This is a genomic window from Agrobacterium sp. O3.4, from assembly GCF_041414895.1.
Taxonomy (GTDB): Bacteria; Pseudomonadota; Alphaproteobacteria; order Rhizobiales; family Rhizobiaceae; genus Agrobacterium; species Agrobacterium cucumeris.
The window spans coordinates 401,544-416,347 of the sequence record NZ_JALPZP010000001.1; the positions used below are offsets into that span (position 1 = coordinate 401,544).

The 14,804-nt window shown below is 58.8% G+C and carries 15 protein-coding genes; 7 read left to right on the plus strand and 8 right to left on the minus strand.

Annotated features, from left to right (window positions below):
• Positions 1–25: 25 nt before the first annotated feature.
• Positions 26–1,228 (plus strand): pyridoxal phosphate-dependent aminotransferase, encoded by a 1,203-nt coding sequence (locus M0412_RS01910; RefSeq protein ID WP_142840345.1) that lies wholly within the window; start codon positions 26–28, stop codon positions 1,226–1,228.
• Between the two features lie 52 nt (positions 1,229–1,280).
• Here M0412_RS01910 and M0412_RS01915 read toward each other — a convergent pair whose 3' ends face one another.
• A complete protein-coding gene (locus M0412_RS01915; protein ID WP_142840344.1) occupies positions 1,281–2,387 on the minus strand; it encodes a calcium:proton antiporter in 1,107 nt (368 codons plus the stop codon).
• Positions 2,388–2,581: 194 nt separating this feature from the next.
• On the opposite strand from M0412_RS01915, the gene M0412_RS01920 reads away from it, so the two are divergent.
• Positions 2,582–2,848 carry a DUF2188 domain-containing protein gene (locus M0412_RS01920; RefSeq protein ID WP_142840343.1) on the plus strand — a complete coding sequence of 89 codons (267 nt, stop codon included), beginning with the start codon at positions 2,582–2,584 and terminating at the stop codon, positions 2,846–2,848.
• A gap of 108 nt (positions 2,849–2,956) precedes the next feature.
• On the opposite strand, the gene M0412_RS01925 is transcribed toward M0412_RS01920, so the two are convergent.
• Positions 2,957–3,901 carry a LysR family transcriptional regulator gene (locus tag M0412_RS01925; RefSeq protein WP_142840342.1) on the minus strand — a complete coding sequence of 315 codons (945 nt, stop codon included), beginning with the start codon at positions 3,899–3,901 and terminating at the stop codon, positions 2,957–2,959.
• Between the two features lie 90 nt (positions 3,902–3,991).
• Here M0412_RS01925 and M0412_RS01930 point away from each other — a divergent pair, with 90 nt between their 5' ends.
• Positions 3,992–5,026, plus strand: a complete 1,035-nt coding sequence (locus M0412_RS01930; protein WP_269702255.1) for an NAD-dependent epimerase/dehydratase family protein — start codon at positions 3,992–3,994, stop codon at positions 5,024–5,026.
• Complete coding sequence (locus tag M0412_RS01935; protein WP_142840340.1) at positions 5,026–5,415, plus strand: DUF6220 domain-containing protein; 390 nt, start codon at positions 5,026–5,028, stop codon at positions 5,413–5,415. Before M0412_RS01930 ends, M0412_RS01935 begins: the two co-directional genes overlap by 1 nt.
• 54 nt (positions 5,416–5,469) lie before the next feature.
• Here M0412_RS01935 and M0412_RS01940 read toward each other — a convergent pair whose 3' ends face one another.
• The 4 genes from M0412_RS01940 to trxB form a co-directional block, all read right to left on the minus strand.
• Positions 5,470–6,582: an alkene reductase gene (locus M0412_RS01940; RefSeq protein WP_142840339.1), complete on the minus strand. Its 1,113-nt coding sequence runs from the start codon at positions 6,580–6,582 to the stop codon at positions 5,470–5,472.
• Positions 6,583–6,710: 128 nt separating this feature from the next.
• Positions 6,711–7,001 carry a helix-turn-helix transcriptional regulator gene (locus M0412_RS01945; protein ID WP_142840681.1) on the minus strand — a complete coding sequence of 97 codons (291 nt, stop codon included), beginning with the start codon at positions 6,999–7,001 and terminating at the stop codon, positions 6,711–6,713.
• Positions 7,002–7,604: 603 nt separating this feature from the next.
• A complete protein-coding gene (locus M0412_RS01950; protein ID WP_046798419.1) occupies positions 7,605–8,501 on the minus strand; it encodes a LysR family transcriptional regulator VtlR in 897 nt (298 codons plus the stop codon).
• 24 nt (positions 8,502–8,525) lie between these two features.
• Positions 8,526–9,500 (minus strand): thioredoxin-disulfide reductase, encoded by a 975-nt coding sequence (gene trxB / locus M0412_RS01955; RefSeq protein WP_269702202.1) that lies wholly within the window; start codon positions 9,498–9,500, stop codon positions 8,526–8,528.
• 249 nt (positions 9,501–9,749) lie between these two features.
• Between trxB and M0412_RS01960 the strand changes: the two genes are divergently transcribed.
• A complete protein-coding gene (locus tag M0412_RS01960; RefSeq protein WP_161991241.1) occupies positions 9,750–10,217 on the plus strand; it encodes an Lrp/AsnC family transcriptional regulator in 468 nt (155 codons plus the stop codon).
• Between the two features lie 30 nt (positions 10,218–10,247).
• Here the strand turns inward: M0412_RS01960 and M0412_RS01965 are convergent, their stop codons facing one another.
• A complete protein-coding gene (locus M0412_RS01965; protein WP_269702204.1) occupies positions 10,248–11,303 on the minus strand; it encodes a glycosyltransferase family 4 protein in 1,056 nt (351 codons plus the stop codon).
• Between the two features lie 87 nt (positions 11,304–11,390).
• Entirely contained in the window at positions 11,391–11,867 is a 477-nt protein-coding gene (gene greA, locus M0412_RS01970; protein WP_026363859.1) for a transcription elongation factor GreA, read from the minus strand.
• A 221-nt stretch (positions 11,868–12,088) separates the two neighbouring features.
• Here greA and M0412_RS01975 point away from each other — a divergent pair, with 221 nt between their 5' ends.
• Complete coding sequence (locus M0412_RS01975; RefSeq protein WP_269702210.1) at positions 12,089–13,321, plus strand: putative DNA modification/repair radical SAM protein; 1,233 nt, start codon at positions 12,089–12,091, stop codon at positions 13,319–13,321.
• Positions 13,321–14,775, plus strand: a complete 1,455-nt coding sequence (locus tag M0412_RS01980; protein WP_269702212.1) for a UdgX family uracil-DNA binding protein — start codon at positions 13,321–13,323, stop codon at positions 14,773–14,775. The genes M0412_RS01975 and M0412_RS01980 overlap by 1 nt, the downstream gene beginning before the upstream one ends.
• Positions 14,776–14,804: the final 29 nt, after the last annotated feature.

A 14,804-nucleotide genomic window follows, 5' to 3' on the forward strand; every position in this document is an offset into this window, starting at 1 on the left:
TCAACCCCAATAGGACCGATTAAAAATGGCCTTCCTTGCCGACATTCTCTCCCGCGTAAAGCCATCCGCCACCATCGCCGTTACCCAGAAAGCCCGCGAGCTTAAAGCGAAGGGCCGCGATGTGATCAGCCTTGGCGCCGGCGAGCCGGATTTCGATACGCCCGAAAATATCAAGGAAGCGGCCATTGACGCCATCAAGCGCGGCGAAACGAAATACACGCCCGTTTCCGGCATTCCGGAACTGCGCAAGGCTATCGCCGAAAAGTTCAAGCGCGAAAACGGCCTCGACTACAAGCCGGAGCAGACGATTGTCGGCACGGGTGGCAAGCAGATCCTTTTCAACGCCTTCATGGCCACCCTCAACCCGGGTGACGAAGTCGTCATTCCCGCACCGTACTGGGTCAGCTACCCGGAAATGGTGGCGATCTGCGGCGGCACGCCCGTATTCGTCGACACCACGCTTGAAGACAATTTCAAGCTGACCGCGGCAGCGCTGGAAAAGGCGATCACGCCGAAGACCAAGTGGTTCGTCTTCAACTCGCCTTCCAACCCCTCGGGTGCCGCCTATTCGCATGACGAGCTGAAGGCGCTGACGGACGTGCTGGTCAAGCATCCGCATGTCTGGGTGCTGACGGACGACATGTATGAGCACCTGACCTATGGCGACTTCAAATTCGTCACCCCGGTCGAGGTCGAGCCTGCGCTTTATGACCGCACGCTGACGATGAACGGTGTTTCCAAGGCCTATGCCATGACCGGCTGGCGTATCGGCTACGCGGCCGGCCCGCTGCCGCTGATCAAGGCCATGGACATGATCCAGGGCCAGCAGACCTCGGGCGCCAGCTCGATCGCACAATGGGCGGCTGTTGAAGCGCTGAACGGCACGCAGGATTTCATTCCGACCAACAAGAAGATCTTCGAAGGTCGCCGTGATCTCGTCGTCTCCATGCTCAACCAGGCCAAGGGCATCAATTGCCCGTCACCGGAAGGCGCATTCTACGTCTACCCGTCCTGCGCCGGCCTGATCGGCAAGACCGCGCCTTCTGGCAAGGTCATCGAGAGTGATGTGGACTTCGTCTCCGAGCTTCTGGAAGCCGAAGGCGTTGCCGTCGTGCAGGGGTCGGCTTTCGGCCTCGGCCCGAACTTCCGCATTTCCTACGCCACGTCGGAAACCCTGCTGGAAGAAGCCTGCAAGCGCATCCAGCGTTTCTGCGCCGATTGCCGCTGATCGGTTGTTGCGATTTTGAAGGAAGCCCGGCAGCGATGCCGGGCTTTTTTGTTTAAAGCCCCAGAAACAGCAGCATGACGAAGGTGGCGAAGAGGATGAAATGCGTCATTCCCTCAATCGCATTGGTCTCACCGTCATTGAGATTGATGGCGGCGGCGATGAGGGTGATGAAGACCATGACGGTTTGAACAGGTGTCATCGCCATGATGAAGGGCTGGCCGGTGTAGAGCGCAATACCCTCCATGACCGGCACGGTGAGAATGACCGTCGACAGCGATGCGCCCATGGCGATGTTGACCACGGCCTGCATGCGATTGCGCAAGGCGGAGCGGAGTGCGGTGAGGATTTCCGGTGATGCCGAGATTGTCGCCACCACGACCGCCATCAGCGCCGGTGGCGCGCTGGTGCCTTCGAGGCTGACGCTCAAAAAGCTCGACATGAATTCCGCCAGCACGCCGATCAGCACCACACCGGCGATGATGAGGCCGATGGAGAGCGGCACGCTGCCTTCGTCTTCTTCCTCGGCATGGCTCTCCGATGGTTGACCGGCAGGATGCGCCTTGCGGGGATAGGCATAGCTGAAGAAATAGCTGTGTGGGCCGACCTGCATTTTCAGGAACAGGGCATAAAGCGCGATCATGGCAACGATGGTGAAGGCGGAATAGACGTGCCAGCTTTCATCGGGAATGAATTCCGGCACGATCATGGAAATGCCCATGGCGGTAAGGATCATCACCCCGTAGGTCTTGCCGGAATCATCATTATAGGGCTGCTCGCCGTGGCGCAGCCCGCCGAGCAGGGCGGCTAAGCCAAGAATGCCGTTGATGTCGATCATCACGGCGGAATAGATCGTGTCGCGCACCAGTGTCGGTGAGCTGGATTCACTCATGATGATGGCGAGGATCAGCACTTCCACCGCAACTGCCGACAGCGTGAGGATCATCGTGCCATAGGGATCGCCGACCTTGGCGGCGAGGATTTCGGCGTGATGGGCAACCCGCATAGAGACCAGAACGATGAGCCCGATCAGGGCGATCGCGGCGATGAGCGACGCCGTTTTCCCGCCCTCGAATATTGCATGTTCGGCCATATAGGCAACGATTGCCGCCGGTATCGCGAGCAGCAATATGCGCTCCTGCTTCAGAATAGAACCTACCATTGATTTCCCTTCCCCTGACAGCCGCAGGCTGTGACGTATCGTCCCTCAGATCAAGCAGGATTTGCGCTTGAGTGCTTTTGGTAGGATAGTGATGTCGCAGGACATGCTGCTCATGCCGCGGTGTCCCCGTTGGGTGCAATGCTTGAAACGCGGTTGTGGTTGCCATGTCGCCTACTGAAACAGGAGGAACATGCATGACCAAAGTGGTGTATGAAATCGTCGAACATGACGGGGGCTTCGCTTACCGCATGAACGGCGCTTATTCTGAAACCTTCCCTTCCTATGCGGATGCCGTCGAGGCTGCGCGTATCGTTGCCGCTGAACAGCAGGTGGGCGGCGATGACGAGGAAATCAGCTATCAGGACGAACGCGGCCAATGGCATGAAGAATATAGCCAGGGCGGCGACCGGCCGGAAGCTGAAGTCGTGGACAAGACCTTACCGTCGGCCAGACCGTTTTGATGAAAGAGCCGGCATTTCCGGTCAAATCGGCATCACGTTACATGTTCCGCAAGTTGGTTTTACATCATCGCGGACCGAGGTCCGTGCGGCAACCGCTTCCCAATAGTCCTAGCGCCGTTGCGGCGGAGCACCCGGGTCGGTTTCCTTGAGATGCGCCTTCAGGCCTTCAACGAGGGCGCTGAACACGGCACGGCATCGTGGCGAGGTCTTCAGGTTTTCATGCATTGCCACCCAGGTGTGCAGCGGGATGTCAATATCCGGCAGAACCTGCACCAGCCGCGGGTCCTTGCGCGCAAGGCCGATCTGACAGACGCCGATGCCTGCGCTGGCGCGGATCATGGCAAGCTGGGCGAGATTGCTGTCGGCGCGGATTTCGAAGCAGATATCCTCAATATCGGGTATTTCCGGATCAAGGGCGCGCATCCGCTGGATGGCCGCCCTGATGAATGGCGTCTTGCGGTCGAAACCGACCATCCGGTGCTCGTTTAATTCTTCCATGACCTTGGGAATACCGGCTTTCGCCAGATAATCGCGCGTTGCATGAAAGCCCAGACGGAAATTGCCGATGTAGCGCATGACGATCGCATCCTGCTGCGGTTCGGTCATGCGGATGGCGATGTCGGCTTCGCGCCGCAAAAGGTCTTCCAGCGTATCCGATAGCGAAAGCTCGATTTCGAGCCGGGGGTGAATTTCCTGCATGGCCGCGACGATGGGCGGCAGCATTTCCACGCCGATGATGTCAGATGCGCTGATGCGCACCGTGCCTTCGATCTTCCCGACTTCGCCGGATGCCGCGCGCATGAGCGCTGCCGCTGTCGCTGCGAGATTTTCCGCATAGGGGCGGAGCGCAAGGGCAGCCTCCGTCGGCATCAACCCGTGCGGTGAGCGGATGAACAGCGGAAAACCGACCGCCTCTTCCAGCGCGCCGATATGGCGCCCCGCAGTCGGCTGAGTGATGCCCAATTCACGCGCAGCCGCAGACAGCGAGCCGTCACGCAGCACACTGAGGAAGGTGCGGTAAAAATCCCAGCTGACATCCCGGCTCTTGATCATAAATTTTTGTATACCTGCTCCACCCATTTCGACAATTTCGTATATCGCAGGACGGGACGATACTCCAGCCCACAAGAAGGAGTGATGGCGATGATATATGAAAAACACGCAGATACAGCAGAAAATCAGCCTCTGGCGCTGATCGTCGGGGCGAATGGCGGTGTGGGCAGCCATGTGGCGAAGATGCTGTTGCAACGCGGCTGGCGGGTGAGGGCGCTGACGCGCCAGCAGGCACCATCCGGTGCGACGGATGGTATTGAGCGCGTGACCGGCGACGCCATGAACCGGCAGGACGTGGTGGAGGCCGCGAAGGGGGCAACGCTCATCGTCCATGCGGTCAACCCTCCGGGATATCGCAACTGGGACAGGCAGGTGCTGCCGATGCTCGACAACACCATCGCGGCGGCTGAGGCCTGCGGGGCGAGGATCGTGTTTCCCGGCAGCGTTTATAATTTCGGGCCGGATGCCTTTCCGCTCCTGACGGAAGACAGCCCGCAAAAGCCTTTCACCCGCAAGGGCACGTTGCGGGTGGAGATGGAGCGGCGGCTGAAGATGGCGTCGATGCGCGGCGTGCCGGTGCTGATTGTCCGCGCCGGGGATTTTTTCGGACCCGATGCGAAAAATAACTGGTTTTCACAGATGCTGGTGCGGCCGGGTAAGCCGGTGCGCAGCGTCCAGAACCCTGCGGCACCCTATGCCGGACATCAATGGGCCTATCTGCCTGACGTGGCTGAAACGATCGGCCGGTTGCTCGACCGCTCCGGCGATCTTCCGGCTTTCGCCGTTTATCACATGGAAGGTTTCTGGGATTTCGATGGGTTACAACTGGTTGCGGCAATCGAGCGGGTCGTTGGTCACCCGGTCAAGATGCGTCGGCTTTTCTGGCCGGGCATAAGGCTGGCCGCACCCTTCGTTCCGCTGTTTCGCGAAGTGCTGGAAATGCAATATCTCTGGCAGATGCCGATCCGCATGAGCAACCGCAAGCTTGCGGATTTTCTCGGCACGGAACCACGGACGCCGATTGATGCAGCCGTCTCGGCGACATTGGCGAGCCTGGGCTGCCTCCAGCAGGTGCCGCAACCGGCGAGCCAGCATCATACGGCGGATGCCGGGGGCAGGGTGTGATGGCCACCGCGGCAAATGGGATGTCAGCTCGGCGTCGCGTATTCGCGGTGATTTCGGCAGGGGTGCCGGTGCTGATTTTTGCACAGGTGCTGCTGGCAGGGTTGTCGATCTATTATGACGGATCGCTGCTTTCGGTGCACAAGGGGCTTGGCATGTTTATCGCCATCCCCATCGCGTCGCTGGTCTTCCTCGCGCTGCGTTATGACGATCTGCGGCCGAACCTCAATCGAGCGCTGGTGCTGCTTGCCCTCTATTGCCTGCAGGTGGCGCTGATGAGCATCGGCCGGGAAACGGGCAATGGCTTTCTGCAGGCGCTGCATGTGGCAAATGCCTTTGTCATGGGGGCGTTTTCCGATTTCGCCGCCCGGCAGGCACGCACCGCATCCTGAAACGGAAAACGCCGCACTGCGGAGAAGCAGTGCGGCGTTTGGTTTTATCAATGATCAGCCGAGCGCCGGATAGTCGGTATAGCCTTCTGCGCCGCCGCCATAGAAGGTCGGCTGGTTCGGCTCATTCAGCGGTGCATCGTTCTTGAAGCGGCGCACCAGGTCCGGATTGGCGATGAAGGCCTTGCCGAAGGCGACAGCATCGACCTTGCCGCTTTCCACGGCTTCGATAGCGCTTGCACGGTCGTAGCCGTTATTGGCGATCCACAGGCCCTTGCCGCCGGCATTGCGATACGCACCCTTGAAGGCGGCGTAATCGAAGGGCTTGTCGCCCTGCTTGAAATCACGCGGGCCACCGGTCGCACCCTCAACGACATGGATGAAGGCGAGATTGCGCTTGCCGAGCTCTTCCGCAACGTAATTGTAAAGCGGCTGCGGATCAGCCTCGAAAATATCGTTGGCGGGGGTGACGGGGGAGAGGCGGATGCCGGTGCGGCCTGCGCCGATTTCTTCCGTAACCGCATCCACCACTTCCAGAAGGAAGCGGGCGCGGTTTTCGATTGAGCCACCATAGTCGTCGGTGCGCTGGTTGGTGCTGGATTTCAGGAATTGCTCGATCAGATAACCGTTGGCTGCGTGGATTTCGACGCCGTCGAAACCAGCTTCCAGCGCGGCACGGGCGCCGCTGCGGTAATCCTCAAGGATGAGGCCGATATCGTCGATGGTGAGCGCACGCGGCTCGGAGGTTTCCGCAAAAGCACCGGTGCCGTCATCATTGATGATATAGGTCTTCGATTTGGCCGGGATGGCGGAAGGGGCGACGGGCTGGCCGCCATGCGGCTGCAGCGACGTATGCGAAATGCGGCCCACATGCCAGATCTGCGCAACGATCTTGCCACCGGCCGAATGTACGCCGTCGGTGATCTTCTTCCAGCCTTCGACGGCTTCCTGCTTGTAGAGGCCCGGAACATCCGCATAGCCCTGTCCCTGCTGGGAAATCGGCGTGCCTTCGGTGACGATCAGCCCCGCCGTGGCGCGCTGCTCGTAATAGGTGGCGTTCAGATTGTTGGGAATTGCCCCCGGCGAACGGTTGCGGGTGAGGGGAGCCATGACGATACGATTGGCGAGTGCGATATCGCCGGCCTGTGCCGGTTCGAAAAGACTGGTCATGCGACTTCACTTTCTGGTCGGTTGGCGAAATTGCGCTTAAGGCGCGCTGTCTTTCGGTCTGGGTGCCGGAAGGAGAACCACGTGCTGGTTTCCGGTCCGGCACCCCAGGGGCTCAAAGCTTGGGAGGCTCAGAGATTCGCGTGCAGATAATTGCGGAACGCGTCGATGGTTTCCTCGTTGCGTTCGAAAAACACCCATTGCCCAACCTTCTTCGACCTTATCAGGCCGGCTGCCTGCAACACCGCCAGATGCGACGAGACGGTGGATTGTGACAGGCCGCTGATCTGAAACTGGTTGGCGCACACACCCATGCTGAACGGATGGTCCTGACAGAAGTGATTTTCCGGGCACTTCAGCCATTCCAGAAATTTCAGCCTGGCGGGGTGGGAAAGGGCTTTGAGGACTTCCTCCGGGTTCATCGGTGTTTCTCTAATATCTGGCATGAACGATGTTTATATCGATGGTTTCCGATATACAAATCACGTATCCGTGAGGGCCTGTGGGGATGGCGGGGGATACTTCCCAAAAAAGAAGGCCGCTGGATGTCTCCGCGGCCCGATAAGTTTGAAGGTTAAAACCTCCAGAGGGGAACAGCTGTCGCGTGCCTTACGGGAGCGTGACAGCCAGCTAAAATATGGGAGCGTCAATAATGCAAAACAAGGTTGCATCGTGCGATATTTCGCCAAATTGGGGAAAATTCTTGCGGGTAAAAAAAGAGGGCCGCCGGATAGATCCAGGGCCCTTTAAGTGTGAAGGTCAAAAACCTCCAGAGGGGAACAGCTGATGCGGTGGAACTGGGAGGAAAAGCCACCGTGTGCATCAGCTGAGAGCGATATGGTGCTTTTTTGTGCACGAAACAACTCTTTTTTGTGCAGGTCAGGCATGCGCGCGATGCAGGCCTCGATATTTCCGGTGTATTTTATGTGCAATGCTGGTGAGGGCCGCCTGTCGGCAGCCCTCTCATCCGCATTTTCAAGTGTTTGAATTTAAACGGATATCCATGTTTTCCGGCTAATTTAGCGTCAGAAGTTCCAGTTCCGCGCCTTGGCGACGATGAAATCGCGGAAAGCTTTCAGCTTTGCGGCGTTTTTCATTTCATCGGGATAGCAGAAGTAGGTATCGAATGACGGAATATCTGCGGCCAACGACAGCTGGATGAGACCGGGATCGCGCCCGACGATGTAGTCAGGCAAACAGGCAATGCCTATTCCCAGCAGGCAGGCGCGTTTGATCGAGGTCTGGCTGTTGATCTGAAGATGCGGGATGCGCGTATTGTCTGAAGACCGGCCGGCGTTTTCCAGCCAGTTGACATCAAGAAGGTAGTTTGGCGCCGGTTCACCGAAGGAGATGATGCGGTGATTGTCCAGATCCTCGATCGACTGCGGTTCGCCGTGGCGATTGATGTAGGACGGCGCGGCATAGACATGCATGTGCACCGTAAACAGCTTGCGCTGGATAAGGTCCGATTGCTGCGGCTGGCGCAGGCGGATGGCGCAATCGGCGTGGCGCATGTTCACGTCCAGTTCCTCATTGTCGAGGATGAGCTGGATCGACATTTCCGGATAGAGTTGCAGGAACTCCTGCACCTTGTCCGTCAGCCAGCCCTGGCCGAGACCAACCGTCGTCGTGACGCGCAGCTTGCCGCTCGGCTTTTCCGTCGTTTCGGTCAGCTGCATCTTCACCGTTTCGAGCTTCAGCAGCACGTCATGTGCGGTGCGGTACAGCAACTCGCCCTGTTCGGTGAGGATCAGGCCACGAGCATGACGATGGAACAGCTTGACGCCGACATCCTGCTCCAGCGCGCTGACCTGGCGGCTGATGGCCGACTGGGACAAATGCAGCTTGTCGGCAGCGTGGGTGAAAGACCCTGCTTCGGCTGCGGCATGAAAAATGCGCAGTTTATCCCAGTCCAATGGCATTGCCATGCCTATCCTGCCTTTCGGTTATTCCGCTGCGACCGCGAGCGGTTGTTGCGCGGTGAGATAGCGTTCTGCTTCCAGCGCTGCCATGCAGCCCATGCCGGCGGCGGTGATCGCCTGGCGGTAAATGTCGTCGGTGACGTCACCGGCCGCAAAGATGCCTTCGACGTCGGTTGCCGTGGAATCGGGAGCGGTCCACATGTAGCCGTTGTCTTTCAGCTTCACCTTGCCTTTGAACAGTTCAACCGCAGGCGCATGGCCGATGGCGACGAAGACACCGTCGATGGGCGTATCGCTGATGACGCCGGTTTTGGTGTCGCGCAGGCGCACACCCGAGACGGAGGGTGGCATGGGTGGCTTGGTGGGTGCGCCGGTAATTTCGGCGATTTCCGTGTTCCACAGGATCTTGACGTTTTCCTTGGCAAACAGCCGTTCCTGCAGGATCTTTTCCGAACGGAAGCTGTCGCGGCGATGCACGACTGTCACGGATTTGGCGATATGGGCGAGATAGAGCGCCTCTTCCACGGCGGAATTGCCGCCACCGACCACGATCACATCCTTGTTGCGATAGAAGAACCCGTCGCAGGTGGCGCAGGCGGAAACACCGAAACCCTGAAAATGCTGTTCGCTCTCGATACCGAGCCACTTGGCCTTGGCGCCGGTGGCGATGATCAGCGTATCGGCAGTCCAGACCTGACCGGAATCGGTCTTGACCACAAATGGCCGGGTCGTGGTGTCAACTTCGGTCACGAGGTCGCTGACGATTTCCGCGCCCACATGGGTTGCCTGCTTCAGCATCTGGTCCATCAGCCACGGACCCTGAATCGGATCGGCAAAACCCGGATAGTTTTCGACATCGGTGGTGATCATCAGCTGGCCACCCTGTTCCATGCCGGCAATCAGCACCGGCTTCAGCATTGCGCGGGCCGCGTAGATCGCCGCCGTATAGCCGGCGGGACCGGAGCCGATGATCAATACCTTCGTGTGGCGGGCAGACATGGAAACATTCCTTCTCAATAGCAGGGTCTTCGCTCAAGGGCCTTCCAGCCGTGGACGGCGGACGGGCCACAACCCCTTCGTTGGCAGGTATTTAAGGTTGTCTAGTGTCTTTATTCAAGGGCAGCCTTGCGTTACCAACAAGGCAGTTGTGGATGCGCGCGCAATTTTGTAACCGGCCGGCGGCATATTGTTGCGAATCCCGTGCCGAATAGTACAAGGAACTTCTACGGCTTAACGAGGAACTTCTCCGTGACCAGCGTCGAACTCGATGCCATCGATCTGAAAATCCTGCGCGAATTGCAGCGCGACGGGCGCATGACCAATGTGGAACTGGCCGAAAGGGTCGGTATTTCCGCGCCGCCATGCCTCAGGCGTGTCCGCAAGCTCGAAGAAGCGGGTGTGATCGAGGGTTATCACGCCATGTTGAACGCGCCGAAGCTCGGTTTTGATCTCGTCGCCTTCTGCATGGTTGGCCTCAAGCGCCAGTCGGACAGCAATCTGAAGGCTTTCGCTGCCGCGACGGGCGGCTGGTCGCTGGTGCGGCAGGCATGGATGGTGTCAGGCGAAAGCGATTTCCTGCTGCATTGTGTTGCCAGAAACCTCACCGAGTTTCAGGATTTCGTCATCGAGGTTCTGACGGCTGACGAAAATGTCGACACGGTTCGCACCATGCTCACCATCCGTCAGGTCAAGCGCGTCGGTCTCGTGGAAATCTGAACGGCAGATTTGCAGTTGCTTTGCTAGGCGTTATGCGCGCCTTAGCGTGTCATAGACCGCACCGAGACTTGTCGCCTCTTTTTCCAGCGGGAATGTGGTGCGCACATGCGCAAGCCCGGCCAGCGCATGGTTTTTGGCCAGAGCCGGGTCGGCAAGATAGGGCTTTATCGCATCCACGAGTGCTGCGTAGTCACCCGCTTCGACCACCATGCCGGTCTTTCCCTTGACGATCATTTCCTCGTAAGCGCCGGCATTGCTGGCAACGACTGATGTTTCCGACGCCATCGCCTCGAGCGGTGTCAGGCCGAAACCCTCGTTTCGCGACGGGGCGACATAGAGCGTCAGCCGTCTGTACCAGGGTTTGATATCATCGACTTCGCCCTGAAACACGATCCGGTCGGAAAGGCCGGCTGCGGCAACATCGGCTTTGAGTGCGTCACCAAAGGCCTTGTGTTCCGCCGTCACGCGGCCGGAAACCACGGCCGTCCATTCAGGGTGTGCGGGCAGAAGCTCGATCATGGCGCGCACGAAGAGATCGGTGCCCTTCTGGTGGCGCACCCGCCCAAAACAGCCGATCAGATAGTGTCCCGGCAGGCCGGTTGAGGCGATCGTGTCCTCGGGGCCTTCCGCCGGATGAAACAGATCGGTGTCGACGCCATGCATCACGACGCTATGGGGGACTTCAAGAAACGAGCCGGAACGGCCGCTGGTTGCCACCACCGCATCCATCTTCGAAATCAGAAAGCGGGTATAGGCGGAATGTCGCCTTTGCGCGGCCGAGGTGAACAGCAGCTTTACCTTCATGCGCAGCACGTCGCGCATGAAAATGCCCGGCAGCATTTCAAGATTGCGACGGGCGTGCCAGATGCGGGGGCCGCCGAACGGCCCGTTTTGCCAGAGGCGCCACAGATCGCGGAAGCGCACATGCGGCAGATGCGGCGGCAGGCCGGGGCCGATGACGGCCACTTTTTGTCCCAGCCGGTTCTGCACTGGAATGAGCTGAACGATGGTGGAGGTGACGCCGGAGAGCCTGCGCTTGAAGTTCGGTGCAAGCACCTGCACATCTTTCAGACTGACGTGGGACAAGATGGGCTTCCGTCTCTGCGGCTGGTTTGGCGGTTTGATACGTCAAAAGGCAATGCGCCCGCGAGGGGCGCATTGCGGTGAGGCTCATCAGCCCCACTGTACCGCGAGGATTTCGTAACCCTTGGCGCCGCCCGGAGCATTGACTTCGATGCTGTCGCCAACTTCCTTGCCGATCAGGGCACGGGCGATGGGCGAGGAGATGGAGATGCGGCCAGCCTTCACATCGGCTTCCTGGTCGCCGACGATCTGGTAGGTCTTTTCCTCGTCGCTGTCCTCGTCCACCAGCTTGACGGTGGCGCCGAACTTGATCTTGGAACCGGACATCTTGGAAAGGTCGATGACCTCCGCGCGGGCGGTCAGGTCTTCCAGTTCGGTGATGCGGCCCTCGTTATGGCTCTGGGCTTCCTTGGCAGCGTGGTATTCGGCATTTTCCGAAAGGTCGCCATGGGCGCGCGCTTCCGCAATTGCCTCGATGATACGGGGACGTTCCTCCTGCTGGCGAAAGCGCAGCTCCTCCTGCAGCTTGACGAATCCACCCTGAGTCATCGGTACTTTTTCTACCATTTTTTTATCCTTCGCATTCCGGTCGCTTTACTTGCAGACACAAAAAGAAACAGGTTCCGGAGGGGAACTCCGGAACCATGCCAAAATCATAACTAAGCCGACTATATCAGAAGACGATAGCGAAATGCCAGCAAATTTGAGGCGGGCAATTTTATGCATTCATTCATGAAGTTAGGCGGCAAGATTGACATTTCTCAATAGAACATATAGTGAACATAATTATGAAGAAGTCAATCAGGCAACGTCTGGCCATTCTCTCCGATGCGGCGAAATATGACGCATCCTGCGCCTCCAGCGGTACGACGAAACGCAGCTCCGCTGCATCGGGCGGATTGGGTTCCACGGAGGGATCGGGGATCTGCCATGCCTATGCGCCGGATGGGCGCTGCATTTCGCTGCTGAAAATCCTGCTCACCAATTTCTGCATTTATGACTGCGCCTATTGCATCAACCGTTCCTCCAGCAATGTGGAGCGCGCGCGGTTTACCGCCGAAGAGGTAGTGTGGCTGACGCTGGAATTTTATCGGCGCAATTATATCGAGGGGCTGTTTCTTTCCTCCGGCATTATCCGCTCTTCCGACCATACGATGGAAGAGATGGTGCGCGTGGCGCGTGAGTTGCGCGTTACTCATGGATTTCGTGGTTATATCCATCTGAAATCGATCCCTGAAGCATCGCCGAAGCTCATAGAGGAGGCGGGGCTTTATGCGGACAGGCTGTCGATCAATATCGAGTTGCCGACCGATAGCGGTATCGGCCGTTTCGCGCCGGAAAAGCAGCCTGCAAATATTCGCCGCTCCATGGCTGATATTCGCCTGAAAATCGAGGAGGCCGGCGAGCCGACGGTGCGCACGCGTCGGACCAAGCGCTTTGCGCCCGCCGGACAGAGCACGCAGATGATCGTGGGTGCTGACGGCGCTGATGACAGCACCATCCTTTCCACCAGTGCCCGGCTTTATGGCAGTTATGGCCTGCGCCGCGTCTATTATTCCGCCTTCAGTCCCATTCCGGATTCCTCGAAAAACCTGCCACTTATCAAGCCGCCCTTGATGCGTGAGCACAGGCTTTATCAGGCCGACTGGCTTTACCGGTTTTACGGTTTCGACATTGGCGAGATAACCGCGATTGGTGGCGATGGCATGCTCGATCTCGATATTGATCCGAAGCTGGCATGGGCGCTCAAAAACCGCGACCGTTTTCCGGTGGATGTGAATGCGGCGGATCGGGAAATGCTGTTGCGCGTTCCCGGCTTCGGCACCAAGACGGTGGCGTCCATCCTGTCGTCACGGCGGTTCCGGCGGGTACGGCTGGAGGATGTTGCCCGTTTCGGGGTGTCCCTGAAAAAGGTGAAGGCCTTTATCGTCGCGGATGGCTGGACGCCGGGCAAACTGACTGAACGGCCTGATCTGCGGGCGATGTTTGAGCCGCAGCCCGAACAATTGTCGCTGTTGTGATGTATGGCCCGGTTCTCGAAGGGCGGGGCGATTTCGGCGAGTGGCGCGATGCGGCTCGGGCGGCGCTTGCCGCCAACATACCGCCAGAGGCGATCGACTGGCGGCTGCGGGATGACGAAGCTGGTCTGCTGGATTTTGCCGGGGAGCCGTTGCCGACGCTCAAGCCTGGGGAAACCCAGGTCTCCGCTCCGTCCGCTTTCGTGGCGCTGGCACAGGCGGTGATCTGTCACAGCGATAAGGGCCGTTTTGCGCTGCTATACCGGCTGCTGTGGCGGCTTAGGCAGGATCGCGCCCTGTTGCAATTCAAGTCCGATCCGGATGTTTCACAGGCACGACTGCTCGAAAAATCCGTCCGTCGTGACTGTCACAAGATGACGGCCTTCGTTCGTTTCAAGGAGTTACTCTTACCGCAGGGGCAGGGCGGGCGACGGCGCTTCGTTGCCTGGTTCGAGCCGGATCATTTTATTGTCGAGCGCGAGGCGCCGTTTTTTCAGCGGCGGTTCACCGACATGGACTGGTTGATCGCGACACCGCAAGGGTCTGCGCGATGGGATGGGAGCGTGCTGCAAACATCGCGAGAGGCCGCCGCCAAACCCGATTTGACAGACGAGACGGATGATCTCTGGCGGACTTATTACGCCAATATCTTCAATCCCGCCCGCTTGAAGATCAAGGCGATGACGGCGGAGATGCCGAAAAAATACTGGAAGAACCTGCCCGAGGCGGATCTCATTCCCGGCCTCATTCTGGGCGCGGAGGCGCGGGTGCTGGATATGGCGGCCAAGGCGGCAAGCCAGCCGCAGCCATTTCACCACCGCCTGCAGGCCGTTGCCGCCGCGGCACGGGAGGAGGTCCTGTCGGCGGAACCGGAAGGTTCGCTTGCCTCCTTGAGGCGGCAGGCAGGCCAATGCACCCGGTGTCCGCTGCATTGCAAGGCGACGCAAACTGTTTTTGGCGAGGGGCCGGAGGATGCGGATGTCATGATCGTCGGCGAGCAGCCGGGCGATCACGAAGATCTTGCCGGAAAACCTTTCCTCGGCCCTGCCGGTCAGCTCTTTGACCGGACGCTGGGCGAGATCGGCGTGGATCGCAGGCGGCTTTACGTCACCAATGCCGTGAAGCATTTCAAATATGAAACACGTGGCAAGCGGCGTATTCACCAGCGGCCGGATGCGGGTGAGGTGCAGCAATGTCGCTGGTGGCTGAGCCAGGAAATTGCATTGGTGCAGCCGAAGCTCATCGTCGCCATGGGCGCGACGGCGCTTTATGCGCTGACCGGTGGCAAGGAGAAAGTCACCGACGTTCGCAGCCGCCCTCTGCCCATGCAGGAAGGGCGAACGCTGTTTGCCACGGTGCATCCTTCCTACCTGCTGCGCCTGCCGGACGGGGAGGCGAAGCACGCGGAAATTCTGCTCTTTAAAAAGGATATGGAGTTTATAAGATCATTCGAATAGATTGTTTTATTAATTTATGAAAATATTGT

Excerpts from the sequence above, each read along its gene's own strand:
- M0412_RS01910 (WP_142840345.1), top strand. The coding sequence starts at position 26 with ATGGCCTTCCTTGCCGACATTCTCTCCCGCGTAAAGCCATCCGCCACC.
- M0412_RS01915 (WP_142840344.1), bottom strand. The coding sequence starts at position 2,387 with ATGGTAGGTTCTATTCTGAAGCAGGAGCGCATATTGCTGCTCGCGATA.
- M0412_RS01920 (WP_142840343.1), top strand. The coding sequence starts at position 2,582 with ATGACCAAAGTGGTGTATGAAATCGTCGAACATGACGGGGGCTTCGCT.
- M0412_RS01925 (WP_142840342.1), bottom strand. The coding sequence starts at position 3,901 with ATGATCAAGAGCCGGGATGTCAGCTGGGATTTTTACCGCACCTTCCTC.
- M0412_RS01930 (WP_269702255.1), top strand. The coding sequence starts at position 3,992 with ATGATATATGAAAAACACGCAGATACAGCAGAAAATCAGCCTCTGGCG.
- M0412_RS01935 (WP_142840340.1), top strand. The coding sequence starts at position 5,026 with ATGGCCACCGCGGCAAATGGGATGTCAGCTCGGCGTCGCGTATTCGCG.
- M0412_RS01940 (WP_142840339.1), bottom strand. The coding sequence starts at position 6,582 with ATGACCAGTCTTTTCGAACCGGCACAGGCCGGCGATATCGCACTCGCC.
- M0412_RS01945 (WP_142840681.1), bottom strand. The coding sequence starts at position 7,001 with ATGAACCCGGAGGAAGTCCTCAAAGCCCTTTCCCACCCCGCCAGGCTG.
- M0412_RS01950 (WP_046798419.1), bottom strand. The coding sequence starts at position 8,501 with ATGCCATTGGACTGGGATAAACTGCGCATTTTTCATGCCGCAGCCGAA.
- trxB (WP_269702202.1), bottom strand. The coding sequence starts at position 9,500 with ATGTCTGCCCGCCACACGAAGGTATTGATCATCGGCTCCGGTCCCGCC.
- greA (WP_026363859.1), bottom strand. The coding sequence starts at position 11,867 with ATGGTAGAAAAAGTACCGATGACTCAGGGTGGATTCGTCAAGCTGCAG.
- M0412_RS01975 (WP_269702210.1), top strand. The coding sequence starts at position 12,089 with ATGAAGAAGTCAATCAGGCAACGTCTGGCCATTCTCTCCGATGCGGCG.
- M0412_RS01980 (WP_269702212.1), top strand. The coding sequence starts at position 13,321 with ATGTATGGCCCGGTTCTCGAAGGGCGGGGCGATTTCGGCGAGTGGCGC.